We start from the raw sequence: 24073 nt of genomic DNA, 5'->3' as shown, positions 1-24073 counted from the left end.
TTCATGGCCTTGGTGCCATTTTGCTTTCTCGACTTGATAAGTCGGGGAGGTAAGGAAGACGGTTTTTACCTTTCAGTGTTGCGGTATGTGTCAGTGGGCATGCCCTTGTGGCGCATGGCTCACGTTGGCAGCCTCCTGTTTCAGTTCGGTGATGCGAGTAACGATGGTGTCGCCCTTTTCGGTTGTGAAGAACACGGCACGCACCACGTGGCCCACATCGGCATTGCCACGCACCTTGATGCGTCGGCTCTTGTAGTAGAGCGTGGAGTCGCGGCGTGAGGGGTAACTGAGCAGTTGCACCTCATGCTTGGTGGAGGCCGGACCGATGACAAAGATGTCGGCGCTGTCGGTTACGGCCTTGGTCACGGTGGAGTCGTTGGCCGCTGCCTTGCGCAGGGCGGCGGTGTCGGGAGGGTAAAACTCTTTGGCGGCCACAGTGTCGCCATCGTCTTGGCTGGGAGCCATGCGGCACGACACCGTGACGGCTTGTGCGGCGATGAGTAGCAGCGGTATAAAAGCTAATTTGCGCATGGGATGATGGTAAAAATGGGAGTTTGGGTCCGATGGGGATTATTCCAGCGACTGAGCGGCCAGTCCTCCCTCGGCAGTCTCCTTGTAGAGCGAGGGCAGGTCGTGGCCTGTCTGGTTCATTACCTGCACCACGCGGTCGAAGCTCACGCGGTGCTTGCCGTCGCTGAAGGCGGCGTAGAGGTTCGAATCGAGTGCGCGGGTGGCAGCGAAGGCGTTGCGCTCAATGCAGGGTATCTGCACCAGGCCACACACCGGGTCGCATGTCATGCCGAGATGATGCTCAAGGCCCATCTCTGCGGCATACTCGATCTGTGCCGGACTGCCTCCGAAGATTTGGCAGGCGGCGGCAGAAGCCATGGCGCACGCTACGCCCACCTCGCCCTGGCAGCCCACGTCGGCGCCCGAGATGCTGGCGTTTTGTTTCACAATGTTGCCTACAAGACCTCCTGTGGCGAGGGCGTGCAATATCTTGTTGTCGGAGAATTCATGGCCCTTGGCGAGGTGGTAGAGCACGGCGGGCATGATGCCGCATGAGCCACATGTGGGCGCTGTGACGATGGTGCCGCCTGAGGCATTCTCCTCGCTCACAGCCAAGGCATAGGCGTAAACCAAGCCGCGAGTTTGCAGGTTCTTGCGGTAGCCCTTGGCCTTGACATAATAGGTGAAGGCCTTACGCTGCAGGTTGAGTGGGCCAGGCAGGCGCCCCTCACGCTCTATGCCGCGCTCCACGCTGCGCTTCATGGCTTCCCAAATCTCCTGCAGGTAGTCCCAAATGCCTTCGTCCTCATGTTCGGCAACATACTCCCAGTAGGCACGGCCGTTGTCGTAGCACCACTTCTTGATATCGCTGAGCTTGGTCAGCGGGTAGATGTCGGGCGATGGAGGCAGCACACCCGTGGGATGGTCGCCTTCGGAGAGGGCACCGCCACCTACGCTGTAAACGGTCCACGAGGTGTTGGGCCGACCGTTAGCGTGAATGGCGTTGAAAGTCATGGCGTTGGGGTGGAACGAAAGAAACTGATTGGGCTCCCACACAATGGTGGTGGGGGCTATGGGTTGCAGCACCTCCTCAATGGCCACATCTGTCATGTGGCCCTTGCCGGTGGCGGCCAAACTGCCATAGAGCGTTACACTGAATGACACGGCACCCTTGTTTTGGGCAGCAAAGATTTGGGCGGCTTTCTGGGGACCCATGGTATGGCTCGAGGAAGGACCCTTGCCTATTTTGTAAAGTTCGCGTAGTGATTTCATGTTTGCAAAGATAATGCAATTCGCACGGAGAAAGAAATGATTTTGCCCTTTTCTTTTCGCGATGTGCTTTTATTAGGATTATGTCGGAGATTGTGGCAAGGATGCAGTCTTACAAAAAGGTGACAACGGCGTTGCTCTTGCACGGATGTTTAGGGGGAATGGCAAGGGCGACAAATCCGTTGTCACGGGCAACCTGTTATGGCGGAGTATGAGCCATAGCAGGTCTGATATACTAAAGAGTATGAACTAAGCTAATATGAGGTTGGCGCCACGGTCTTGGTGACTTTTGTGGTGCCGTCGGCCAATATATCCCTTCGGATAATGAGTTTGCTGGCGACGGGGTTGCTGAGACGCTTGCCGTCGATAGAGAAGAACTGGGAGGACACCACTTGGCTGACGCTTGTGGGCCGCAAGATGGCCGACGGGGTGCCGCGCCGGTGGCTAAACACCCATTCGAGACGGGCGGTGGTGTAACTCTGTATGCAGGTTGTTTCGTGAGTCCAACCTTCTTCCACATCCATCCTAACATCATCGTCCAAAGCCTTTAACTCCTCCACAAAAGAAGCGGCAGTTTCCACCTTCATGATGGCGTCTGCCGTTCCCATGACGGTGTAGGCCGGTGTGGTGGCAACGTTCTCCACCACTGTTTTCGACGGGTTGGCAGCCACAGGCATGGCGGCGGCGAAGAAGTTGGGGTAGGCGGAGAGCATGCCCCAAGTGCCAGTGCCTCCCATCGACCCTCCGAAGATATAGATGCGGTTGGTGTCGGCTACGCCTTCCGAGGCGTATCGGTCAATCATGGCCTTGAGCATGGTGTTCATGGGGCCACCCCACGACTTGTCGGTTGGGCACTGTGGTATGAGAAAGATGGCGTTTATGCCATGGGTTTCCAAATAGCGCGCTATCGAATCGGTGCCGGGTTCCAATAGTTGCTTCTCGTTATCGTTGCCTTTGCTCGATCCGCCGTGTAGGTAGACCACCAGAATGGGCGCCTCTGTACTGTTCTCGTTAGTGATGACGCATTTGCGATAACCCATTGTGATACCCAACGTAGTGATTTGTTCTTTCGATGCGTTGAAGGCGTGGGCCAGCATGCTGGTCCACACCATAAATAATCCATAAGAATTGTTTCATTCCATTGGTTGTTTGGTTATCCTATCGCATAGATTCGGGACGGCGAGGGCCCTTGCGTTTGCCATTTTGACGGTTCTTCTCAAGGCGCTTCGACATCTGGCGCTCCAACTTGTAGACGCGCTGTATTTGTGCCTGTGAGAGAAACTGAGAGTAGGTTTTGTAGTACTTCTCACGGATGTTGAGTATCTTATGGCTCATCTCAAAGCGCTGCTTGATGGCCTGTTCGTTTTGCTCCTCTGTGTTGTTGGGGGTGCTGCGCAAGCGCGGACCTAAGGCCCATATCTCTTTTTGGCACTGTGTATAGGTGTCTATGAACCGCGCTGTGGTCTTCTCGTCGAACGCCAGAGAGTGTGCGATGTGCTTGGCCTGAACTTCCGCCAACTGTTCGCGTGAGAGGCGCTGACTCTTGCTGTCCTTCTGTGCGGCGGCGCTTGTGGTGAATGCGGTCATGACCAAGGCCATGATCAGCGTTGTCAGAATTGTCTTCATAATAATGTGGTTTGTTTATTATTTAGTTGTTGATGAATACATCGGCCTGGTACACGTCCAAGAGATAGTCTTGGTCGCCTTGCGAGAGGTTGGCGAAGGCTTGGTCGACGGCCTCTATGCCGTTGGTGGATTGGGTGGTGCTGAGGTTTAGGTTTACTATCCATAGGGCGGCCACCGATGCTGCTACAGCCACGGCCGTTATCCACAGTCGTGTGGCTTTTTTGCGGATGGGCTTTTGTGGCAGGTCCATGTGCTCGTCTTTCACCATGTTCATGACGTTCATCTTCATCTCGCGAAATAGACCGTCGGGGGCGGAGTATGGCATGCGTTTGCCCACTTGCTTGAAGTTGAAACCTTGATTCATATTCTTTAATCGTTTTGATTCATGTATTTAATGATTTTCTCCTTGGCTACGTGGTAGCTTTGTCGGATGCTTGTTGGTGTGCTATCGGCCACGCGTGCAATCTCGCTGAAACAGAGTTCGTCGTAGTAACGGAGGTTGAAGGCCAACTGTTGCTTGGGTGACAGGGTGAGTATGGCTCTCTGTAGCTTGGCCGCCAGTTTATCGGCCTCTTCCAGGCTGTTGTCGGCAATGAGCGTAACGCCAGTCGTTTCCGACTCTAACGAAACGGTTTCTTCTTGCCGTTTGCTGAGGCAGCGCAGGGCCTCATTGGTGGCGATGCGGTAAATCCAACTTCTGAACGAGCCGTTACCCTGATACGTCCCCATCGAACGGAAGATTCTCACAAACGTTTCTTGAGTAGCGTCTTGGGCGTCGTCGTGCGACACCACCAACCTGCGGATGTGCCAATAGATGGGCTCTTGGTATTGGTCCATGAGCATCCTGAAACCGGCTTCGGGGCATATCCTCAGTGTGTTGATGAGGCTTTGTTCTGTTGTTGTCATATACTTCTTAGACCCTGAGAAGTGGAAAAGATAAAAACAGGTAAGTTGTTTTTTGTGATTTTTTGCCCGAGCAAACAAAAAGAGAGCGCCAAGTTGCCCTTGACGCTCTCTTTGTTGGGTTATGCTAATGGGATATTATGCCTCAGCCTCGTCGTTGGTTTCCTCAGCAACGAAGTTCTTCAGGTCGTCGCCGTTGAAAGCCATGACGTATGCGGCGTGGCCCACGACTTCCTCCTCAGCGGCGCGCACATACACCTGAGCGCTCTTGGCGAAGAGCTCGGGAGCCTTGGTGGCGTCGGTAAGGATGAGCAACGACATGATGATGTCGCCTGTCATGTTGTAAAGGCGGCGAGCCAAGAAATCGTGCTCGGCCTGGTTGCTGCTGGCTTTCACCTTCTCCACAGCCTCGGCGTAGAGGTCAACCATCTTGGCCACACGCTCCTTCAATGGGCGCAACTCGTCGGCAACGTCGTTGAGCAGCATCTCCTTGATGATGTTGAGATAGGTTCCATTGGTGATGTAGCGCACGGCAGCCACCACCTGCAACTGTGTTGTTCCCTCGTAGATAGAGAAGATACGGGCGTCGCGATACAGGCGCTGGCACTTATACTCCATGATAAAGCCCGAACCGCCATGGATGGAAATGGCGTCGTAGGCGTTCTGGTTGGCATACTCTGAGTTCATGCCCTTGGCCAGCGGAGTGAAGGCGTCGGCCAAGCGGCTGTACTGCTTCATCTCCTTGCGCTCCTCGGGAGTGAGCTTGCGCTCGCGCGAAATGTCCTCGAGAGCCTTATAGATGTCCACGTAGCGGGCGGTCATGTAGAGTAGCGAACGACCGGCGTCGAGCTTGGCCTTCATGCGAGAGAGCATGTCGTAAACGGCGGGGAAGGTAATGATCTTCTTGCCAAACTGCTCGCGTTCCTTGGCGTAGGCCAGACCTTCGTTGTAGGCTTCCTGTTCCACACCCACCGACTGGGCGGCGATTCCCAGGCGTGCGCCGTTCATCAGGCTCATCACATACTTGATGAGGCCTAAGCGACGCTCGCCGCAGAGCTCACACTTGGCGTTCTTGAACACCAGCTCGCAGGTGGGCGAACCGTGGATACCGAGCTTGTGCTCGATGTGGCGCACGGTAACTCCACCGTCGCGCTTGTCGTAGATAAACATTGACAGGCCACGTCCGTCGTGTGTGTCTTCCTCGGAACGAGCCAGCACGAGGTGCAGGTCAGAGTCGCCGTTGGTGATGAAACGCTTCACACCGTTGAGTCGCCAGGTGCCATCTGCGTCTTGGGTAGCCTTCAGCATGACGCGCTGCAGGTCGGAACCAGCGTCGGGCTCGGTGAGGTCCATCGACATGGTCTCGCCCTCAGAGATGCGGGGAATGTACTTCTCCTGCTGCTCCTTGGATCCAAACTCGTAGAGCGTATCGATGCAGCTCTGCAGCGACCACACGTTTTGGAAACCAGCGTCGGCTGCCGCGATGACCTCCGAAAGCATGGAGAACACCGTGTTGGGAACGTTGAGGCCTCCGAAGCGGCGCGGCATGGAAATGCCCCAAAGGCCGGCCTTGCGTGTGGCGTCGAGGTTTTCGTAGGTCTTGCTGGCGTAAATCATGCGACCGTCTTCGAGGTGCGGACCCTCGAGGTCGACGCTCTCCGAGTTGGGCTCGAGAATGTTGGCGGCCACGTCGCCCGTGATGTCGAGCAGGCGCTTGTAGTTCTCAATGGCGTCGTCGTAGTTGACGGGAGCGTCGTCGAACTGGTCCTTGTCGACATACTCTCTCTCCTTCAACTCAACGATGCGCTGCATCAGCGGATGATTGAGATGGAATTCAATCTCAGGATGATCACTATAATAGTTTGCCATAGTTGTATGCTTTGTGACGCCCACCGCCCCTTGGGGTGTGACAGGGCAGTTAGGCTGTGTCTTTTATTTAGAATTCTGTTTGTAGTACTTAATCATCTTCGGTACGACATCTTCCACATTGCCCACGATCACGTAGTCGGCAATCTTGTTGATGGGAGCCTCGGGGTCGTTGTTGATTGAGATGATGATGCCGGCGTCTTGCATACCAGCGATGTGCTGGATCTGTCCAGAGATACCGCAAGCGATGTAAACCTTGGGATGAACGGTGACACCCGTCTGTCCCACCTGACGGTCGTGGTCGACCCATCCGGCGTCGACTGCGGCGCGGCTTGCGCCCACCTCACCGTGGAGCTCCTTGGCAAGCTGGAAGAGCATGTCGAAGTTTTCCTTGCTTCCTACGCCATATCCACCAGCCACAACAATGGGGGCGGCCTTCAGGTTGTTCTTGGCGGCCTCCACCTGGCGGTCGATAACCTTCACTACAAAGTCGGTCTCGGGCACGTATTTGGCCACATCGGGATAAACCACCTCGCCCTTTGCGTTGCCCTCGTAGAGGGCTTTCTGCATGACGCCGCTACGAACGGTGGCCATTTGTGGGCGGTGGTCAGGGTTGACGATGGTTGCCACGATGTTTCCGCCGAATGCGGGGCGGATTTGGTAGAGCAGGTTGTCGTAGTGCTTGCCGCTCTTCTTGTCGTCGAAGTCGCCAATCTCGAGCTGGGTGCAGTCGGCAGTCAGACCGCTGGTCAGCGACGACGACACGCGAGGTCCGAGGTCGCGGCCGATGACGGTAGCGCCAAGCAGGGCGATCTGCGGGTTCTCCTCCTTGAAGAGGTTGACGAGAATGTCGGTGTGGGGAGCCGATGTGTAGGGGAAGAGCCCCTCGGCGTCGAACACAAAGAGCTTGTCGACACCATAGGGAAGGATCTGGTCTTCCACTTTGTTCTTGATTCCTGTTCCTGCCACCACGGCGTTGAGGTCCACGCCCAACTGGTTGGCCAGCTTGCGGCCCTTGGTGAGCAATTCCTGAGATACTTCGGCAACGGTAGTGCCTTCAATCTCGCAATATACAAAAACGTTGTTCATATCTGCTTAGCCAATAATCTTTTCGTCCAACAATTCCTTGATGAGGCTCTCCACGTCAGCGTCGCTGCTGGTGAGCGTCTTGCTCTCTTTGGCCTGGAACACGATGTTTTGCACGGCCTTCACCTTTGTGGGTGAACCTGCCAAACCACACTGCTCGTAGTCGGCTCCGCAGTCGGCGATGCTCCACTGGCCCAGCGTGAGGTAGGGGCGCGAAGCGTAGAGGTCGGTCCAAGGCTCGTCTCCCTTGCGCTCCATGGGGCATGTGGCGTACTTGTATTTCATGACGCGCTTGGCGTTGCAGGGGCGTGCGGGTGCAGCCGTTCCGTTCACGGTGATGAGCACCGGCAGGGGAGCGACAACCGTCTCTACGCCGCCGTCGATGTGGCGACGGATGGTAGCCTTGCCGTCTTCCACCTTGATGACCTCCTCAGCGTAGGTCACCTGGTTGAGTCCGAGCTTCTGTGCCACCTGCGGTCCCACCTGTGCGGTGTCGCCATCGATGGCCTGTCGTCCGCCAATCACGAGGTCCACATGTCCCAGTTCGCGGTCGATCTTGGCAATGGCCTGCGAGAGGAAATACGATGTGGCGAGGGTGTCGGCACCGGCGCTCTTGCGGTCGGTGAGAAGGAATCCGTCGTCGGCGCCTCTGTAGAGTCCTTGGCGGATGATTTCACCGGCTCTTGGAGGACCCATGGTGAGCATGGTTACTGTAGTTCCAGGGTTCAGGTCTTTAATGCGGAGCGCTTGCTCCAAGGCGTTCAAGTCTTCGGGATTGAAGATAGCAGGCAGTGCGGCGCGGTTGACTGTGCCTTCGGCTGTCATGGCATCCTTACCCACATTTCTTGTGTCGGGTACTTGCTTGGCAAGCACAACAATTTTCAATTTCATATAAATGATATATAATTGTGATATTTCCGAAATACGGGCGCAAATATACAAATATTTTACTCCTCCGCCAAACAAATGGCACTAAAACCGCAAGTCTCTGCACAAAACAAAGTGTTTGTGCAGTGTTGTGTTCCCATGCTTTGTGCATGCAAGCGTTTGCACTTGGGTCTGGGGTGAAAAGCGGGTTGTTGATGGTGGCTGTGTTCTCATGGATAGCCCCCACCTATAAATAATAAAAGGAGGGACGTGGCTGTCCTCGCGACAGTTGTGCCCCTCCCGAACCAAATTACAAATGTTTCCTTATTTTAGTATAATCATGCTTAGGGTTTTTTGCGTTTGAAGCTCATGTTGTCTGCGGCTGTGGCGAAGATGTTTCCCACATACTTGTCGTTGGCTGAGGATTGCATGTCCCTTAGCGTACGTTGCACCAGTAGCTTGTCGGGGTTCGACAGCAGGTGGATGTAATTGGCGCAGAGGCTCGATATCTTGTTGGCCACGGCCGTCACCAGCGGCAGCTTGTCGCTCTGCTTGCGTCCCCACGTTTTTCCGTTCCATTCGAGATCTCTGCGGAGCTCGTCGTTTTGCTTGAGGTAGATGGAGCGCAAGGTTCCAAAGGCCTGCATGAACTCCAGGGCGGTCTTGGGCTTTTCGTTCAGTTCCGTGTCCTTTTTGTTGGTCGATGGAGCTTGTGGGTCTTTTCCGTAGATCTTCACCACGTGTCCGACGGCCCGGTCGCCCCTCTTGGCCCATGTGAGCATGTAGGCGTAGCGCATGCTCTCGTCCTTGGGGTCGCGCATGAGTTGCATGTTGTAGTTGTTGTCGACCTCCACGGGGAAGACGTATGTGCTCTTGTTGCCCACGTCGTAGGCCAACCTAATTTCCTTTTTTGAGCCCGACTCGGTGCCGGCAGTTTTTACGAACGACTGAAACGAGGCGCTGCTGCATTCGAGCATGGTGTCGTCGAACTTCTGCAGGACGCTGATGGGTGCATCAAACTGGTATTTGTGGATGTAGCCACCTTCGTACTGGTCGTTCACGACGAGTGTCACCTGCTTGTTTTTCAGCAGTTTCGTGGTGAAGTTGTTGAACGCTTCCGACATCTGGTCGACCGATTTCTGTGCCATGACATGTGTGGAGACCAAGGCCAAGCAGCAGCTTAGTGCCACTTTTTTCAGTATGTTCTTGTTCATGAGATAAGAGTGTTTTAGAGTTTGGGCGCCGCCTTTCGGCATTGCGCCTTGGATGTTTTTATATGTGATGCGATGATTTTTTTCTTCCGTCCGACCATTCGTTGGTGCGTTAGTATATCTCTTCGGTTTCCTCGTCGCTCTCGGTGAGTCCCGCCAGTTGCATCTGCGTGTTGAGCGAGTCGAGAGCCTCTTCGAAGAGCTCCTCTTGCGAGCGCTTCAACTGTTTCAGCGCTTCTGCCACCAGGTGGTCGTCGATGTCGCTCAGCGACTCAAGGCCGATGTCGACCGTCGTTGGTGTTTCTTTGGCTATGTGCACCTGCGCCGGTTGCACCTTTGGCCAGCTGATGGGCGACGCCAGATCGCTTGGCTTGGCCTCGGCCAGCAGCACCTTGGGGGGTGCGGGCGAGAAGTAATGGCGGTGATAACGCTTCACGTTCTTCTCCGTTTCCTCCTTGATACGCAGCGTGTCGGCCTTCTTGCGCTTGGCCGTGGGCTTTGCCTTGGTGTTGGCGGGCATGGCCAGGGTGTCGACGATGGTGGGTTGCTGGTTGTCGGCCAACCACGGGTTGCCTGGTTCGGCGCTGGGCCACACCATGCCTATGATGAGCGCCAGCGAGGCGGCGGCCGCCAGGGCCACGTACCACTTGGCATGGCGGTTCTTGTTAGCCGTCTTTCGTGGCATGCCCTCGTCGAAATAGGCGAACATCAGACGGTAGTTCTCCAAGTCGGCGTCCACCTGCGGATGGTCGTTAAACCATCTTGCGATGCGCTGTTCCTCCTCAAGCGAGGTCTCGCCCTCCATGAAGCGTTCGAGCAGATTCCTGATATTGTCGTTTGTCATAAGCACTTGCCTTTTTTTATTTGTTCCAACAGTCGTTTTCTTGCCCTTGAGAGTAGCGTTCCCACTGATCGTGGCGAGATGCCCACGATGGCGGCAATCTCTTCGGCGCTAAGTTTCTCCACCTGCCTGAGGTGTAGCACCTGGTATTCGGTGGGCGGCAGTTTTTTGAGAGCCTTGTCGAGCCATTTGCCGTAGCTCTCTTCTTCCATCCGTTCCGAGGCCCGCTCGGTGGCGGCGATGTTTCGCGCCTGTTCGAGCCCTACGGTGTGCTCCTTTCTGAGTCGGTCGATGGTAAGGTGCCGCGCCATGGTGGCCACCAGCCCTAAGGCGTGTTGCCGCGAACTGACGCTTTCCCTGAGGGCCCACATCTTGATGAGCGAGTCTTGCGCCACATCGTCTGCCCAATCGGATGCCGATGGGTAGCTAAGGGCTTTCTGCAAGGCCAGCGCTCTCAGTTGTGGCACTATGTCGACAAACTCTTGTTCAGTCATTGTTTTCTTTGGTTCCTATTCTATAAACGCAAACATGTGGCCTTTATCAACGACGTTAACGTTTTTTAAGTATTAAGCCCAAATCGGTCGTTAGACCGAAATAGGTGAGTTATTATGATTTTATGGCTTCTTTCCAACTCTTGTCAGCGTTTCTTTCGGCATCTTGCTTCCATTCGCGTTTTGCCATAGCCCGCTATGGCTTCAACGAGAATGTCGCAACCTGCTCGAAACAAACACTAACAAGAATTGAAATCTAACGACCAATTTGGGTTAAACGTAGGTATGCCTAAGTTTGTAGGCATAGTAGGGCGAGGGTGAAGTTCTGTTCGATATTTTGGTGTAAAAGTTGTGTAGCGTTTTGGGTTGAACCAGCCAGCGAAATCGTCGTTTTTCCGCGCTCACCGTCCCCATTTTGCGTTGCGCGCCCACCGTTAGGCATCTTTCGTTTTGCGATACCTACCTAACCGCACCTCGAAAGGCCATGTTTCGAGCCACGAAAGGCCATCTATCGTCTCTCGGTTAGGCATGTTTCGCAGCGCAAAATGTTAATTGTGGAAGGTGAAAATCTTTGTTCTTTATATAACGCTTTGGTTATCAGCAGGTTGTGTAATAGTGCTGAGAATCGCGTATTTCAGCCAAATCCTTCCGTCGTCGTTGCCAGCTATGTAGATTTCAGTATAGTTTGTTGCCATAATTCGCATTCCCATTATCAGGCATGGGCGCTGAACGGTCCATCAGCAACGCTCCCTCCCTTACGGAGGAAAGACGCCAAAATAACAATTCGCAAACGCCTTATTTTACACATTTTGGCTCGTCCCAACGCTTATTTTACATGGTTTGCCCCAACAAATAAGCGAGAACTGCCTCATGAAGGCAATCCTCGCTTATCCAAAACAATAGTGATATGGCTATGAAGTTAGCTTGCGATCGTGCGCCCTGCGCCATTATAACGGATACTCGTCGAAGGCGTAGAGCACGGTCGAGAGGTAGCGCTCTCCGGTGTCGGGCAGCAGGGCCACGATGGTCTTGCCCTTGTTTTCGGGGCGCTTGGCCAACTGGGCTGCGGCGAAGGCGGCTGCACCCGATGAGATGCCCACCAACATCCCATCGTTCTGGGCCAACTGGCGACCGGCGCGGATGGCGTCGTCGCCCGCGATGTCGAGCACCTCGTCGACCACGCTGGCGTCGTAGGTCTTGGGCACAAAGCCGGCGCCAATGCCCTGGATCTTATGTGCGCCCGATGGGCCGCCATTGAGCACGGGCGATGAGGCGGGCTCCACGGCCACTACCTTCACGTTGGGGTTTTGCTCCTTCAGGTACTTGCCGATACCCGAGATGGTGCCGCCGGTTCCCACGCCCGCCACGAAGATGTCGATCTTGCCGTCGGTGTCGTTCCATATCTCCACACCCGTGGTCTCGTAATGCTTGCGTGGGTTGGCCGGGTTCTCAAACTGTTCGAGGATCACCGCCCCGGGAATGCTTTGGCGCAACGCCTCGGCGGCCTTGATGGCTCCGGGCATGCCGTCCTTTCCAGGTGTCAGTTTCACATGCGCCCCATAAGCTTTCACAAGGTTGCGACGTTCCACGCTCATCGTCTCGGGCATGGTGAGGATGAGCTTGTAGCCCTTCACGGCGGAGGCCAACGCCAGGCCCACGCCCGTGTTGCCGCTGGTGGGCTCGATGATGGTGGCGCCCGGCTTGAGGGTTCCCTTCCGCTCGGCATCTTCTATCATGGCCAGGCCCACGCGGTCTTTCACGCTGCCGCCAGGGTTAAAAAACTCCACCTTCGCTATGATGGGCGTGTCGAGGCCCTGAAGAGCGGAAAACTTGCTGAGTTCGACCAGTGGCGTGTGGCCAATGAGGTCGGTGATGTTCTTGTGTATCATAATCGTAAACTTGGGGTTGTTCGTTTTGTCTTGGCATGTTGCGCTATGGCTCACGCCCCTGCCAATGGAGGCGCGGTTGGTGGGGTAAGGCCTCGCCGGCGAGGTTACTTCACGGCCTCAAACGCCTGGTCGAGGTCGTCGATGAGGTCTTGGTAATGCTCCGTTCCGATGCTCAGGCGGATGGTTCCGTCGTAGATGCCCTGCTGCGTGGCCTCCTCCTCAGAGAGTTCCGAGTGGGTGGTGCTCTTCGGATGCACCACCAGCGACTTCACATCGGCCACGTTAGCCAGGTTGGAGAAGATTTGCAGGTGGTCGATGAAGTCCCACGCCTTCTGTTGGTCGCCATCGATCTCAAAGGTGAAGATGGATCCGGCGCCGTTTAACCGCCGTGGGCCTTAATGGGAGGTCGGCGGTGGGTTCGACTAATACATTTATTGATATTAACTGTTCACGGTTGCAAAGGTACAACCATCCGCCATTTCCTGAAATAGCTAACATGTGGCATTTGGCATACCACGATTGTGGTATTTGGCACATTTCGGCTCTTCAGGGTGACGCTCCACCTTATTTATATATACAAGTACCAATGTCGGATGCGCGTTTTGAGGATGTTTTTTCTTGTCATGTTGCATCATAATTCGTTACACCATGAAATCCGCTGGAACAAGTAAGGCGGATGCCATTCGTGGTTTCCGTCATTTCCACTTCTCAGCCTCGATAGGTGGACAAGCATACTGTCATTTGTCGAAAAATAAGGAATGAAACTGAAAAATGTAAGAAATTGGCCATTCTTTGTAAGAAATATCCTACTCGGTTGACGATTTTTCCCATTACTTTGCAACCGAGGAGCGACATGCTGCCATCGGTTGTCGAACTCCCTCATACTTCAATCCACCATAAACCAAGTAAACGAACATGAAATTACTGAAACAAGGAATGTGCGGCGAAGATGTAAAATTCTTACAGTCGGAGCTCGCTCGCGTAGGACATAACATCAAGGCCGACGGCGACTTCGGCCCAGGCACGCTCAATGCCGTGAAGGCCTTCCAGAAGAAACACAACCTGGGAGCCGACGGCGTTGTGGGCAACGGCACATGGGAGGTGTTGCTCTTCGACGGGCGGCCCGCCCACGAGCACCTCACCGACGAGGATTTCTGCCTCGCCGCAAAGCTCATCGAGTGTGAGCCGGCTGCGCTCAAGGCGGTGCAGAAAGTGGAGACGGGCGGCCGAGGAGGATTCTTCGCGCCAAGCAAGCCCGCCATCCTCTTCGAGGGCCATGTGTTCTGGAGCCAACTCAAGCAGCGCCGCATCAACCCCGAGAGGTTCGCAGCCGCCAACCCGGGCATACTCTATCCCAGGTGGAGCAAGGCACACTACAAGGGCGGATTGGACGAATATGCGCGCCTGGAGCAAGCCCGCAAGATCAACGTCGACGCCGCCAACGCATCGGCAAGCTGGGGCATGTTCCAAATCATGGGCTTCCACTACGCGCTCTGTGGATACAAGAGCGTGTCGCAGTTTGTGGCGTTCATGAGCCAGAGCGAGCGCAACCAGCTCATCGTGTTCTGCCGCTTCATACGCAAGTCGGCAGGCATGCTTCCCGCATTGCAGGCGAAAAACTGGGCTTCCTTCGCCCGTCTCTACAATGGTAGCGGCTACGCCGAAAACCAGTATGACAAGAAGTTGCTCAACGCCTACCGAACCTTTGCCGCAAAATAAGGCAACTCTCGAACATCCTTCCCGCTCCAACGATCCACATAAGAAACCAGCTTATTCATCCAAAGGACATGGCAAGATTTCAGAAGGTTCTATCTTGTCAAACCGTCCAGGCTAAGAACCTACGCATTAAAAACCTACAATTATGGATTTATCAAAGAAAACCACAAGCACGTTGGAAAGCCTTCCCTTTTACAATCTGATAGGCGGCCCGCTCAACGCCTGCATCAGGGCACAGGCCGAAGCAGCGCAGACCACGGTGAATTTCATCAAGGAAGTGGGTCTGGAGGAGGAGAAGGATGGCGTTACCGAAGCCATCTATGTGCATTTCACCTTTGTGCAGAACGGACGCAAGGTAACCATAAGCGTACCGCTGCTCACCATCGTGCCCATTCCCTACATTGCCATCAACTCCATCGACATCAAGTTCAAGGCTACCGTGAGTGGTGTGGAGACCGACTCGTTCAGTTCTAACTACTCGAGCGAGTACAACGAGAACTACTCGAGAAACTACAAGAGCTGGAACAAGAGAAAGACCACCAGCCTCCAAACGTCCTTCTCGAGCAAGCACGACTCTAAGTGTACGCAAGACTCTTCGTTCAGCGTTGAGTCGACCATCGACGTGGAGGTGCATGCCGGACAAGAGTCGATGCCGGCCGGTATGGCCAAGGTGCTCGAAATGTTGGGAGCCGCCATGGACCTCGTATCGCCCGACGGAGAGCTCTCGGTCAACGACACCACGTTCTATGTGGAGTCGGGCAAGAAGGCAAGAGTCATCGCACAGTACAAGACACCCAAGGGGCTTTACGACTCTCAAGGCATCAAGTGTAAGGGCGCAACAGGCAAGCCTAACGCCATGGACAAGACGATGGAGTTTGAATTGGAGGCAAAAAGCGAGCCCTACGAGATCTCGTGCGGCGACGTGCAGAAGGTGCTGGTGAAGGTTACCGAAGTGGCCGTTCCGACGGCAAAGGCCACATCATCATCCGCAACAACCGCCTAACGCGCCCTCTGGGCCGTATTCCAGTTATTAACTCTTAATCTTACAAGGTTATGGCAACCATTGACACGACTCCTTCCACCATCGCTACCAATGCCTTGCAATCGTTGCCGTTTGGAACACTCATTGGCGGACCGTTGGCGGCCTGTGTCGAAGCGCAGGCCAAGGCGGCAAAAAGCTCATGGGAGTTTATACGCGACGTGGGACTCACCGATAACGGAGACGGCGGGCACAAAGCCGTTTACGTGAACTTTGAGTACCGCAAGGACGGGCGATCGGTGATGCTCAGCCTGCCATTGCTGACCATTGTGCCCATTCCTTATCTGGCCATCCGAGAGATCGAGATCGCCTTCAAGGCGCGTATCTCGGCGGCAGCGTCCACCTCAAAGACCAACCACAAGTCGCTCGCCGTTGAGGCTGGAATGAAATCGAAGGTGGGATTCAATGCGCTTGTGGCCAGCGGCAGCGTGGAAATGAGCACCAGCATATCGAGCAAGAAAGACTCTACCGCCACACGCGACTCCAAGTACAGCGTGGAATACACGATGGACGTGAACGTCAAGGCGGGACAAGACGACATGCCGGCCGGTATGGCCAAGGTGCTGGAAATGCTCAACAGCTCTATCGACTCTATTGACACCAAGGGTGAACTGCACGTCTCCGATCAGGTGGTAAGCTTGGCGGGCGGAGGAAGCACCTACATTTCGTACAAGAACAATGAGGGCTATTATGCGCCCAACGACATCAAACTGTACGAATACAAGGACAATCACGCTGGCACTATCGTCAGTAACGATGACTGCCAGAAGGCCTCCGACGACTCCGGTGTGCTCTGTGTGTTTAAGAAAGAGGGATTCTATTGTGTAAAGGCCGGTGAGAAAATGCTGGTCATCAACGTAACCAAATAGCAACCGACTATGCCAGACGACAAGAACAAAGGCACGGGGACAACTCCTGCCAGCAACACACAGCCCACGGGACAGACGCCCGCAGCGGGTGGTGAAGGTGCCCAAGGCCAGTCTGGAACGGGCGGCGGCAATCTCTTGGGAACCGCCATGGGCGTGCTCAGGGATCTCGTTTCACCAGGCGGCGGAGGCGAGGACGGCAACGCCAGTAGCGTTCAAGGCGACGCCAAGGGTGGCGAAAGCGGTGCAACCGCCAGCCAGGGAACCGCTTCCAACGGTGCAAACCCGAATGGGGGCGACTTGAAACAGCAGCTGGAAAATATGCTCGGCGTAAATCAGGACGGCACCTCCAGCGGCGCCAACGGCTTGCAATCGACCTTGGGAAACAGTGAGGCGAGCCAACCTTCGATGGCTGACCAAATCAAGGAACTCAACGAGGTGCAGGTCGACAAGGCATTTGTCGCCGACTCCTTGAACCTGCTTGGAACGCTGTCGTTCGACAAGATCATTGGCAACCCGTTAAGAGCGGCCATCAAGGCACAGCGCGACCTGGCCAAGGAAACGCTTAGTTACATACGCGAAGAGGGCCTGAATGTGGACGAAAAGGGACAAGGACAAATCGTCTACGTCACCATGAGTTTTCTCCGCGACGGCAAACAGGTGAAGATGCGGGTGCCCCTGCTCACCTTGATGCCCGTGCCCAGGCTCTCCATCACAAACATGACTTATACGTTCAAGGCCAAGGTTGATGCGCTGTCGGCGGTGGTGGCGTCGGTGGGAAGCGGTGGAACGCCCATTCTCAACACGACGTCGGGTGGTGGGAGCAAACCCTCCTCATCACCCCAGACGGCCCCAGCGGGTGGCGCTTCAGCCAAGCCCGCCCCTGGCGCAGAGGGCGGAAAAGCCAAGGGCGGCACGTCGACCCAGGCGGCTGCGGCCAAGTCCGACAACGCCTCAGGGGGGATGACGCCGATCGCGGCCTCAGCCATGCCCATTGCAACGGCCACGAAAGCCTCGGCGGCACCGGCCATAGCGGCCAGCTATTCGTCGAAGAAGGACTCGGGTGCCACCCGCGACTCGCGCTACAGCGTGGAGACAACGATGGACATCACCATCACGGCCAGCGAGGGAGAGATGCCACGTGGCATCGACCGATTGCTGGGAGTGCTCGACGATTCGACCGAGGTCATCGACCCCAACGGCACGTTGCAGGTGTCGGCCGATCAGACATCGTTGGTCAATGGCTATGCCGCCATCTCCGTATCGTACCGCAACGGGCGGGGCGCTTACCAGCCCAAGACCGTGAAATGCATACCACTCAGCGGCAAAAAGGCTCCAAGCCTATTGGAGAATGGCGACGAAATGTTGCTCGTCTTCAATGAGAAGGGCGCCTACAAGGTATCGGCCGACAAGCTGCAACGCATCGTATTCGTATCCTAAAAACCATTTCACTATGGCAAATCTGCAAGTTGTGATAGCCTCGGTGCTGCGCGACGTACTGTTAGCGCAGCACGAGGCTAACCTCCTCACCGAAGCGCTCGCCAAGCAATATCGCGAGGCGGGAGTGCTGAGCCAGTTGAACCTGCCCGCCGTAACCATTGGCGACATGGAACTCTCGTTCCGGTTCGCCATTGCCAACAGCGGCGAGGCGCACGGTGCCACGCCTCACAAGCCAGTTGGCGAGCCGCAGCAACAGTGTGGCGAGGCTGCCGCAAGCGACACCCCGTCGACGCTCGAAAGCATTGCGTCGATGCTGCCCAGCAGCGTCGCGTCGATGGAGGTCATTGTCGATGCCGAACAACTGGCGGCCCTGCCCGAAAGCGTCATTCAAAGCGTTACGCTCAAAGTGTCGACCCAGGGCGGCGTAAAGATCATCGATTCATAAACCTCTGACCATGCACTATGACTGAAGGCAAACCAAAGAAAGTCAACGAGAGCACTTACTCGATGGATATGAGCCTGGCCGAGATGCTCACCGCCATGATCGAATCGACTATTGCGGCCGACCAGAAAGCGGCCGAGGACTACCTGAGGGTGTTGCGCACCTATGCGCTGGAGCCCGCCGCCGGCCCCGATGGCCACGAGAAACTCAAGATGGTGGACTTCGAGATGACCGACGCCGACGGCCAACGGCAGATCGTGTCGATCCCCAAGCTGTCGCTGCTTCCATTGCCTGTGCTACGTGTTGCCGAGGCCACATTCGACATGGAAGCGCAGATAGAGATCAACACTTCTGTCAGCGAGAAGGAACAAAAGGACTTCCGAAAGCGTTTTCCGCTGCTCAAGCAGCAACTGCAAACGAAGATCCAGTCGACGCAAGAGGGTGTGGAAACCGACGACGCAGAGATCGAGCAGACCATTGCAGCCGCCGGAGTCCGCGTGCGAATGCTGAGGCCAGGCGTAACGCCCAGTGAGACGCAGAAGGATGTGCAGAAGATGACCAACGTGAAGGTACACATCAAACTGGAGCCCGTGCTGCTGCCCGACGGCATGCGCGGACTGCTGCAAGCCACCGAGAACAACATCCAGGTGTTGAACAAGGACCCATTTAATCATTAACCATTCATCCCATTAGCTATGAACAGCAACCAACAAAAGACACCCGGACTGAACTGTCCGAAGTGCGGGGCTTTCATCCCCACCAGCATCAGCGAACTGTTATCAGCCAGCGGACTGCGCTGCCCGCAGTGCCATCTCGTACTCACCATCAATCGCCACGAGTCGAAGCGCGCGATGGAGATACTGAAGAATGTTGATGAGGCACAACAAAACCTCAAGAAGGCTACATCATTCCAACGATAACCCCACCCTGTTATGCCAGATGGAACCAACACTAACGCCAGTCGGCAGGTCGTGAGCGCCCTCAATTCCATCCCCTTCGGAAACATCATCGGCGGACCGCTGGCTGCTTGCGTGCAAGCGCAGGCCGAGGCTGCGCAGACCACCTTAAACTACATCCGCGGCTTCACCATGACCGAATCGCATCTCGACGTTGAGGGCGCCGAGCCCATCACCGTGAGCTTTTCGTTTATCATGGAAGGCGTGCCGACACGCATGACGGTGCCGCTCATGACCATCGTGCCCATTCCCTACATGCGCATTGAGCATGTAGACCTGTCGTTCACGGCCGACATCACGGCGTGCGACAACGAGAAGATGGAGGCGAAGTTTGCCTCGGAGGGATACCAGGGCGTCGAGGAGGACGAGAAGTCGGTATCAATGCAAAGCAAGATGGGGGTACACGTCAGGGCCTCGACGGGCGACATACCATCGGGCATGGCGAAGATGCTCGACTTCTTTGCCAACAACCTCGTCGTGCAGGAGACGCTCACCACCAAGGAAGTGGAGGATATGAAGCTTGAGGCCGCGCGCCAACGGGCCATCCGCAAGAACGACATGGTGGAGAAGGATCGCATCGAAGCACAGCAAGCGCTTGAACGACAGAAGCAAAAGGAGGAAGAACGGAAGAAGAAAGAGGCGGAGGACAAGTACCGCTACGGCCTGATTGTCGGCCTTGTGCAAGGTGTGAAAAAGCGCAAACTGCGCCTTGCCGAGGAAGAACTGAAACGAATACTTCGCGTTATAGAGGAAGAGGAGGCGCGTTGCAACAAGATAGCCGCCCTTGTGGAGGCTGTGAAAAAGCGGCGGGAACGCTTAGACGAAGAGGAGCAGAAACGCAAGGAAGCGGAAAGACAACGCAAAGAAAAAGAAGAGCAAGACAAGGTCTCGTCGTCCACTACCGGCCCTTACATCAGGCCTTCCACAGGCTCGTCGTCGAGTTCCAGCGGTACCTACGTCAGACCTTCCACGAGCGGATCTTCGAGCTCCAGCGGTTCAACGTCAGGTTCCGGCAGTTCGTCTTCGAGTTCCAGCGGTACCTATGTCAGACCTTCCACAGGCTCGTCGTCGAGTTCCAGCGGTACCTATGTCAGGCCTTCCACAGGCTCGTCGTCGACTACCGGACAATACGTTAGGCCTTCCACCGGCTCATCTTCGAGTTCCAGCGGTACCTATGTTAGGCCTTCCACAGGCTCGTCGTCGGGTTCCAGCGGGTCATCGTCAGCCTCTGGCGGGGCTTCATCAAGCTCGTCCTCAAGCCGTAGGCTTATGCCCAACATGTCCAAAAGAGTAGTGGCACCATCAAGCTCAAGCGGATCTGCCAGCGAGAAATCGGACGACCCAGAGTCGCTTTCGAAGGCCATCGATAGTATCAAAGGGAGAAGATTTAGCAATTTAATCCGTAATATCAAACGCAAGAAATGATCCACGACGCAACGACAAGCGGTGAGTTGCTGCGCAACGACAAGGCCAACGCTCACAAGCAGACCTCGATATTGAAGAGCACAGGCGAGGCTTTGTGGCTCCACGACGTGATGTGCCAAACGCTAACCGACTGCGTTGAGGCGCAACGACAAGCCACCGAGCGATCGCTTGAGCTCATTGAGCGCACGGCGTTCCACGCCACCGGCGACCGCTCTGAGCCCATCATGGTGAGCTTCTCGCTCCAGATGGACGGCGAGCCTTACACCCTCCGCGTGCCGTTGCTGATGTTGGTGCCGTTGCCTTTCTTGCAAATCAGCCAGGCCGACCTCACCTTTTACGTAAACGTCATGTCGGACAAGTGTTATCCTCAACAAAAAATAAAGGTGCGCCTGTCGCCTTCCAATGAGGATTTGGAGGAGTTGCAACGAAGCGAATACGTGCGCAACAACATACGCGTAAACATCAAGGCCTACGCCGATGTGCCCACTGGGGGCATGGCGCGCCTGTTACAATTGGCGGGAACCCGCTGCCTACGCATCCGAAAGGTCGACGAGTAGGCAGGCTTGCCGCAAACCACCATTCACGAACGATTAATCCCCAACGAATATGCCTCAATCCCGTGTCACCGACCCAAAAGAGCTGCAGAAGTCCCCACTGGGCGAGCTCGACTTTAACCGCATCATCGGCGGGCCTCTCTCAGCCTGTGTCAATGCGCAGGAAGAGGCGGCGCAAGCCACGCTCGATTATCTCAACGGGGTGGTGTTTAGGAAGAAAGACGATGATGAGAGTTGCCTTGAGCCTGTCACCATGACGTTCTATTTTGAGAGTGGTGGTGTGGTCAACCGACTCACTATGCCGTTGCTCTGCATTGTCCCTGTGCCCTATCTGCGAATCGACCAGGTGAACCTGAGGTTCCAAGCCACCGTTACGGAGAGCAGCATGAAGGAGGAAAAGCTTGAGCTCAAGGCCAAATACTCCGCACCGGGCGACTCAGCCGAGATAACCGACGTCGCTCAGGAGAAATTCCTAAGCAAGCGATGCATCGACGTGGACCTCAATGTAACCACGGCCGACATGCCGATGGGCATCTCGAAACTCATCGAGATATTCAACAACCAATTGGTGGAGATCAAGCAATACGAGCCCACCGATCCAGCACTCCCCACCGCACCGACTGAACCTATAGCGCCCGCTGAGCCCGAGAAACCCATTGAGCCTGCCGAACCCATCGAACCCGAGAAGCCCGAACCCAACTACAACATACAGTTGCTCACCAAGGTCAGCAAGTCGCAAAAGGCCGACATCATCAACGCCATCAACTCGACGAACCGTACGGGCAAACCGATCACGGCGGCGGCCCTCAACAACATCTTGAAGTCGGAAAAGAAAACCATTCCCATCGAAACAACCCAGGCTACGGCAAAGGCCATCGTGCAAACGTTGAAGAGGAAGAACATCGCCGCCATCATGGTGGAGGTGTAGCCGGCGGAGGCTGCCGAAAAAGGACTACAAGCATCCCCCGTTTTTAACATTTATTCGTCGGCAAGCGAGTGGCTGGCCGCAAATACGCGATTCTCGCTAAATTTTGTAAATATCTAATATTCAGGCGGTTACAATCAGAGAGACTCGTTTGCCGCTCCCCATCGCCTTTTCCCCACTGCGAAAGGCCATCTTTCGCAATGCGATAGATGCCAAACCGAGGCACGATACCTTCCTAACCGCAATGCGAAACATGCCTAACCGAGATGCGGTTGGGCATGTTTCGCAAGTTGGTGGCTCATTTTTTTAGATTTCCCATGCGTGCAACGGCGATTACATTCGCTATTTCAGTCGAAATCGCAACACAACTTTTTCACCAAAAATCCCAACATCCCATGTCGGGAGTTCACCCAATAGTGCTGCGCGTACCACCGCGGTTCCGACGAGGAGGCCTCCCTGCCCTTGCAAAATCCGAAAAAATGGCGCATAGGCTTTGCCGTTTGTCGATTCTTTGTTATTTTTGCAATACGATATAGCGCAACCACATTTCTACCTAAAGCCCATTTATCATGCAGACCAGCAAATACCTGATAGCCAATGAGCGCGATGCCGAGTGGGGCCTCACGGTGAGCACCGTGGGCTACGAGGAGATAGCGCCCGGCGACGATTATCCCACCCATGGCCATGCCGACGGCTACTACTTCGCCGTGGAGAAAGGGCGCGTGCTCAGCGAGTATCAGTTGCTCTACCAGTCGGAGGGCGAGGGCGTGTTCCGCTCGGCGCAGGGTGGCGAGCACAGCCTCAAGGCGGGCGATATGTTCCTGCTCTTCCCTGGCGAGTGGCACAGCTACCATCCCGTCAGCGAGGTGGGGTGGAAGAGCCATTGGATTGGGTTCAGGGGAATCAACATGGACCATCGGGTGAAGGCCGGATTTCTCTCGCCCACCCATCCCGTTTACCACGTGGGCTACTCCGACGAGCTGCTGCACCTTTACGAGGAAGCCATGCGCGTGGCGCAGGTGGAGGCGCCCTACGTGCAGCAAACGCTGGCTGGCGTGGTGAACCACCTCGTGGGCCTGATGTACTCGTTGGAGCGAACCAAGCGGTTGAGCCGCAACCATGGGCATGTGGACCTGGTGAACCAAGCCCGATTGCTTATCCGCAATGGGCTGGAGGCCGACGTCACCATTCAGGACATAGCCAGTGATATGGGCGTGAGCTATAGCAATTTTCGTAAGTTGTTCAAGGAGTTTGCGGGCGTGTCGCCAGCCCTTTACCAGCAGGAGCTGCGCATTCAGCGAGCCAAGGAGTTGCTTGCCACCACCGACATGAGCGTTAAGCAGATAGCCTATCGCCTCAGGTTCGATTCGCCCGACTATTTCTCCTCCAAGTTTAAGACCAAGACCGGCCTCAAGCCCAGCGACTTTCGTGCGCAAGCCCGCTGATGAGGCGCTGCCGCGAGGGGTTAGAACGCGATGGGCTTCATGCGCGCCGTCTTGTTGGCAAACACCTCGGCGCTGACACGGCGCCCCCTCAGCGAGCGCACCTTCGGCATGTCGGCAAACCACGGGTCCGACGTGGTGTACCATGCGGCCTGCCGCACCTCGCCCGCCTGCTGCACCCTCTCGTTCAGCGCTCGCGCATGGCGCGGGCTCACCGACGAGAGGAAATGGCGACCGTCGGCAAGCTCGATGGCGAGCACCAGATATTGGCCGATAACGCGCTCCGACCCCGTGTAAGCTTTCTGCATGCCCCGTGTCGACGTGGTGACATGGATGTGCCACCCCTCGCGGTTGAGCCGGCTCATCATGCCCCGGAACACCACGCCGTGGGGAGCGGTGTCGGTGAGGCCTGAGGCGGCAATGCTCAGGTGGATCATCTCGTGGAGAAGCACGCTCTGAAACTGGTGCTCCGATTGGTCGTAATAGTTGCTCATGCCCAAGGCAAAGTCGTAGAGGCTCGTGCGCATGAGGCCCCGCTTGCGCTTGTACGACAAGGTGCCCAGCTGCGTGCGCGAGTGGCCAATGTGGAAGCGGGGCGTGGGCAGCCCGCCGTCGAAATACTGCTGGTTGAACGTGTCGAACCATTTGCGAAGCCAAAGAATGTCGATCTGCATACTGAGGAGGATGGGTGAGGGGGCGAAGGCCCCTA

25 protein-coding genes and 1 pseudogene are annotated in these 24073 nt (G+C 55.7%); 11 read left to right on the top strand and 15 right to left on the bottom strand.

Annotation, left to right across the window (positions count from 1 at the left end; translation table 11 throughout):
* Window positions 1-90: 90 nt before the first annotated feature.
* The 14 genes and pseudogenes from KM934_RS02425 to KM934_RS02360 all read right to left on the bottom strand — a co-directional run.
* Window positions 91-531 (bottom strand): hypothetical protein, encoded by a 441-nt coding sequence (locus KM934_RS02425; RefSeq protein ID WP_215759026.1) that lies wholly within the window; start codon window positions 529-531, stop codon window positions 91-93.
* A 39-nt stretch (window positions 532-570) separates the two neighbouring features.
* A complete protein-coding gene (locus KM934_RS02420; RefSeq protein WP_215759025.1) occupies window positions 571-1782 on the bottom strand; it encodes an L-serine ammonia-lyase, iron-sulfur-dependent, subunit alpha in 1212 nt (403 codons plus the stop codon).
* Window positions 1783-2033: 251 nt separating this feature from the next.
* Window positions 2034-2819 carry a carboxylesterase family protein gene (locus KM934_RS02415; protein WP_215759024.1) on the bottom strand — a complete coding sequence of 262 codons (786 nt, stop codon included), beginning with the start codon at window positions 2817-2819 and terminating at the stop codon, window positions 2034-2036.
* A 118-nt stretch (window positions 2820-2937) separates the two neighbouring features.
* The gene (locus KM934_RS02410) at window positions 2938-3405 is read right to left on the bottom strand and encodes a hypothetical protein (protein WP_215759023.1); all 468 of its coding nucleotides are present in this window, start codon (window positions 3403-3405) and stop codon (window positions 2938-2940) included.
* Window positions 3406-3427: 22 nt separating this feature from the next.
* The gene (locus tag KM934_RS02405) at window positions 3428-3769 is read right to left on the bottom strand and encodes a hypothetical protein (RefSeq protein WP_215759022.1); all 342 of its coding nucleotides are present in this window, start codon (window positions 3767-3769) and stop codon (window positions 3428-3430) included.
* A 5-nt stretch (window positions 3770-3774) separates the two neighbouring features.
* Window positions 3775-4311: an RNA polymerase sigma factor gene (locus tag KM934_RS02400; protein ID WP_215759021.1), complete on the bottom strand. Its 537-nt coding sequence runs from the start codon at window positions 4309-4311 to the stop codon at window positions 3775-3777.
* A gap of 135 nt (window positions 4312-4446) precedes the next feature.
* Window positions 4447-6177: an acyl-CoA dehydrogenase family protein gene (locus KM934_RS02395; protein WP_215759020.1), complete on the bottom strand. Its 1731-nt coding sequence runs from the start codon at window positions 6175-6177 to the stop codon at window positions 4447-4449.
* Window positions 6178-6240: 63 nt separating this feature from the next.
* A complete protein-coding gene (locus tag KM934_RS02390) occupies window positions 6241-7263 on the bottom strand; it encodes an electron transfer flavoprotein subunit alpha/FixB family protein (RefSeq protein WP_215759019.1) in 1023 nt (340 codons plus the stop codon).
* 6 nt (window positions 7264-7269) lie between these two features.
* Window positions 7270-8151 (bottom strand): electron transfer flavoprotein subunit beta/FixA family protein, encoded by an 882-nt coding sequence (locus KM934_RS02385; RefSeq protein WP_215759018.1) that lies wholly within the window; start codon window positions 8149-8151, stop codon window positions 7270-7272.
* Between the two features lie 320 nt (window positions 8152-8471).
* Complete coding sequence (locus KM934_RS02380) at window positions 8472-9341, bottom strand: hypothetical protein (protein WP_215759017.1); 870 nt, start codon at window positions 9339-9341, stop codon at window positions 8472-8474.
* A 109-nt stretch (window positions 9342-9450) separates the two neighbouring features.
* On the bottom strand, window positions 9451-10182 hold the full coding sequence (locus KM934_RS02375) for a hypothetical protein (RefSeq protein ID WP_215759016.1): 732 nt from the start codon (window positions 10180-10182) through the stop codon (window positions 9451-9453).
* The gene (locus KM934_RS02370) at window positions 10179-10673 is read right to left on the bottom strand and encodes an RNA polymerase sigma factor (RefSeq protein ID WP_215759015.1); all 495 of its coding nucleotides are present in this window, start codon (window positions 10671-10673) and stop codon (window positions 10179-10181) included. Before KM934_RS02370 ends, KM934_RS02375 begins: the two co-directional genes overlap by 4 nt.
* Window positions 10674-11617: 944 nt before the next feature.
* Window positions 11618-12559: a cysteine synthase A gene (cysK, locus tag KM934_RS02365; protein ID WP_215759014.1), complete on the bottom strand. Its 942-nt coding sequence runs from the start codon at window positions 12557-12559 to the stop codon at window positions 11618-11620.
* Between the two features lie 104 nt (window positions 12560-12663).
* A pseudogene (locus tag KM934_RS02360) lies at window positions 12664-12939 on the bottom strand (PLP-dependent transferase); the annotation flags it as partial.
* A 535-nt stretch (window positions 12940-13474) separates the two neighbouring features.
* On the opposite strand from KM934_RS02360, the gene KM934_RS02355 reads away from it, so the two are divergent.
* The 11 genes from KM934_RS02355 to KM934_RS02305 all read left to right on the top strand — a co-directional run bounded on the left by KM934_RS02355 (window position 13475) and on the right by KM934_RS02305 (window position 23367).
* Window positions 13475-14278, top strand: coding sequence for an N-acetylmuramidase domain-containing protein (locus tag KM934_RS02355; RefSeq protein ID WP_215759013.1), 804 nt, complete (start codon window positions 13475-13477; stop codon window positions 14276-14278).
* Window positions 14279-14420: 142 nt separating this feature from the next.
* Complete coding sequence (locus KM934_RS02350) at window positions 14421-15278, top strand: DUF2589 domain-containing protein (RefSeq protein WP_215759012.1); 858 nt, start codon at window positions 14421-14423, stop codon at window positions 15276-15278.
* A 50-nt stretch (window positions 15279-15328) separates the two neighbouring features.
* Window positions 15329-16183: a DUF2589 domain-containing protein gene (locus KM934_RS02345; RefSeq protein ID WP_215759011.1), complete on the top strand. Its 855-nt coding sequence runs from the start codon at window positions 15329-15331 to the stop codon at window positions 16181-16183.
* A gap of 9 nt (window positions 16184-16192) precedes the next feature.
* Window positions 16193-17620 carry a DUF2589 domain-containing protein gene (locus KM934_RS02340; RefSeq protein ID WP_215759010.1) on the top strand — a complete coding sequence of 476 codons (1428 nt, stop codon included), beginning with the start codon at window positions 16193-16195 and terminating at the stop codon, window positions 17618-17620.
* Between the two features lie 13 nt (window positions 17621-17633).
* Window positions 17634-18065 carry a hypothetical protein gene (locus KM934_RS02335; RefSeq protein ID WP_215759009.1) on the top strand — a complete coding sequence of 144 codons (432 nt, stop codon included), beginning with the start codon at window positions 17634-17636 and terminating at the stop codon, window positions 18063-18065.
* 17 nt (window positions 18066-18082) lie between these two features.
* Window positions 18083-18739: a DUF2589 domain-containing protein gene (locus KM934_RS02330; protein ID WP_215759008.1), complete on the top strand. Its 657-nt coding sequence runs from the start codon at window positions 18083-18085 to the stop codon at window positions 18737-18739.
* Window positions 18740-18757: 18 nt separating this feature from the next.
* On the top strand, window positions 18758-18982 hold the full coding sequence (locus KM934_RS02325) for a hypothetical protein (protein WP_215759007.1): 225 nt from the start codon (window positions 18758-18760) through the stop codon (window positions 18980-18982).
* 12 nt (window positions 18983-18994) lie between these two features.
* Entirely contained in the window at window positions 18995-20443 is a 1449-nt protein-coding gene (locus KM934_RS02320; RefSeq protein WP_215759006.1) for a DUF2589 domain-containing protein, read from the top strand.
* On the top strand, window positions 20440-21000 hold the full coding sequence (locus KM934_RS02315) for a DUF2589 domain-containing protein (protein WP_215759005.1): 561 nt from the start codon (window positions 20440-20442) through the stop codon (window positions 20998-21000). The genes KM934_RS02320 and KM934_RS02315 overlap by 4 nt, the downstream gene beginning before the upstream one ends.
* 49 nt (window positions 21001-21049) lie before the next feature.
* Entirely contained in the window at window positions 21050-21925 is an 876-nt protein-coding gene (locus KM934_RS02310; protein WP_215759004.1) for a DUF2589 domain-containing protein, read from the top strand.
* Window positions 21926-22491: 566 nt separating this feature from the next.
* The gene (locus tag KM934_RS02305; RefSeq protein ID WP_215759003.1) at window positions 22492-23367 is read left to right on the top strand and encodes an AraC family transcriptional regulator; all 876 of its coding nucleotides are present in this window, start codon (window positions 22492-22494) and stop codon (window positions 23365-23367) included.
* Window positions 23368-23387: 20 nt separating this feature from the next.
* Here KM934_RS02305 and KM934_RS02300 read toward each other — a convergent pair whose 3' ends face one another.
* Window positions 23388-24038, bottom strand: coding sequence for a SprT-like domain-containing protein (locus tag KM934_RS02300; protein WP_215759002.1), 651 nt, complete (start codon window positions 24036-24038; stop codon window positions 23388-23390).
* Window positions 24039-24073: the final 35 nt, after the last annotated feature.

This window comes from Hallella faecis (genome assembly GCF_018789675.1).
Taxonomy (GTDB): domain Bacteria; phylum Bacteroidota; class Bacteroidia; order Bacteroidales; family Bacteroidaceae; genus Prevotella; species Prevotella faecis.
This window is presented reverse-complemented; position numbering and strand designations above follow the sequence as displayed.

Excerpts from the sequence above, each read along its gene's own strand:
- KM934_RS02425 (WP_215759026.1), bottom strand. The coding sequence starts at position 531 with ATGCGCAAATTAGCTTTTATACCGCTGCTACTCATCGCCGCACAAGCC.
- KM934_RS02420 (WP_215759025.1), bottom strand. The coding sequence starts at position 1,782 with ATGAAATCACTACGCGAACTTTACAAAATAGGCAAGGGTCCTTCCTCG.
- KM934_RS02415 (WP_215759024.1), bottom strand. The coding sequence starts at position 2,819 with ATGGGTTATCGCAAATGCGTCATCACTAACGAGAACAGTACAGAGGCG.
- KM934_RS02410 (WP_215759023.1), bottom strand. The coding sequence starts at position 3,405 with ATGAAGACAATTCTGACAACGCTGATCATGGCCTTGGTCATGACCGCA.
- KM934_RS02405 (WP_215759022.1), bottom strand. The coding sequence starts at position 3,769 with ATGAATCAAGGTTTCAACTTCAAGCAAGTGGGCAAACGCATGCCATAC.
- KM934_RS02400 (WP_215759021.1), bottom strand. The coding sequence starts at position 4,311 with ATGACAACAACAGAACAAAGCCTCATCAACACACTGAGGATATGCCCC.
- KM934_RS02395 (WP_215759020.1), bottom strand. The coding sequence starts at position 6,177 with ATGGCAAACTATTATAGTGATCATCCTGAGATTGAATTCCATCTCAAT.
- KM934_RS02390 (WP_215759019.1), bottom strand. The coding sequence starts at position 7,263 with ATGAACAACGTTTTTGTATATTGCGAGATTGAAGGCACTACCGTTGCC.
- KM934_RS02385 (WP_215759018.1), bottom strand. The coding sequence starts at position 8,151 with ATGAAATTGAAAATTGTTGTGCTTGCCAAGCAAGTACCCGACACAAGA.
- KM934_RS02380 (WP_215759017.1), bottom strand. The coding sequence starts at position 9,341 with ATGAACAAGAACATACTGAAAAAAGTGGCACTAAGCTGCTGCTTGGCC.
- KM934_RS02375 (WP_215759016.1), bottom strand. The coding sequence starts at position 10,182 with ATGACAAACGACAATATCAGGAATCTGCTCGAACGCTTCATGGAGGGC.
- KM934_RS02370 (WP_215759015.1), bottom strand. The coding sequence starts at position 10,673 with ATGACTGAACAAGAGTTTGTCGACATAGTGCCACAACTGAGAGCGCTG.
- cysK (WP_215759014.1), bottom strand. The coding sequence starts at position 12,559 with ATGATACACAAGAACATCACCGACCTCATTGGCCACACGCCACTGGTC.
- KM934_RS02355 (WP_215759013.1), top strand. The coding sequence starts at position 13,475 with ATGAAATTACTGAAACAAGGAATGTGCGGCGAAGATGTAAAATTCTTA.
- KM934_RS02350 (WP_215759012.1), top strand. The coding sequence starts at position 14,421 with ATGGATTTATCAAAGAAAACCACAAGCACGTTGGAAAGCCTTCCCTTT.
- KM934_RS02345 (WP_215759011.1), top strand. The coding sequence starts at position 15,329 with ATGGCAACCATTGACACGACTCCTTCCACCATCGCTACCAATGCCTTG.
- KM934_RS02340 (WP_215759010.1), top strand. The coding sequence starts at position 16,193 with ATGCCAGACGACAAGAACAAAGGCACGGGGACAACTCCTGCCAGCAAC.
- KM934_RS02335 (WP_215759009.1), top strand. The coding sequence starts at position 17,634 with ATGGCAAATCTGCAAGTTGTGATAGCCTCGGTGCTGCGCGACGTACTG.
- KM934_RS02330 (WP_215759008.1), top strand. The coding sequence starts at position 18,083 with ATGACTGAAGGCAAACCAAAGAAAGTCAACGAGAGCACTTACTCGATG.
- KM934_RS02325 (WP_215759007.1), top strand. The coding sequence starts at position 18,758 with ATGAACAGCAACCAACAAAAGACACCCGGACTGAACTGTCCGAAGTGC.
- KM934_RS02320 (WP_215759006.1), top strand. The coding sequence starts at position 18,995 with ATGCCAGATGGAACCAACACTAACGCCAGTCGGCAGGTCGTGAGCGCC.
- KM934_RS02315 (WP_215759005.1), top strand. The coding sequence starts at position 20,440 with ATGATCCACGACGCAACGACAAGCGGTGAGTTGCTGCGCAACGACAAG.
- KM934_RS02310 (WP_215759004.1), top strand. The coding sequence starts at position 21,050 with ATGCCTCAATCCCGTGTCACCGACCCAAAAGAGCTGCAGAAGTCCCCA.
- KM934_RS02305 (WP_215759003.1), top strand. The coding sequence starts at position 22,492 with ATGCAGACCAGCAAATACCTGATAGCCAATGAGCGCGATGCCGAGTGG.
- KM934_RS02300 (WP_215759002.1), bottom strand. The coding sequence starts at position 24,038 with ATGCAGATCGACATTCTTTGGCTTCGCAAATGGTTCGACACGTTCAAC.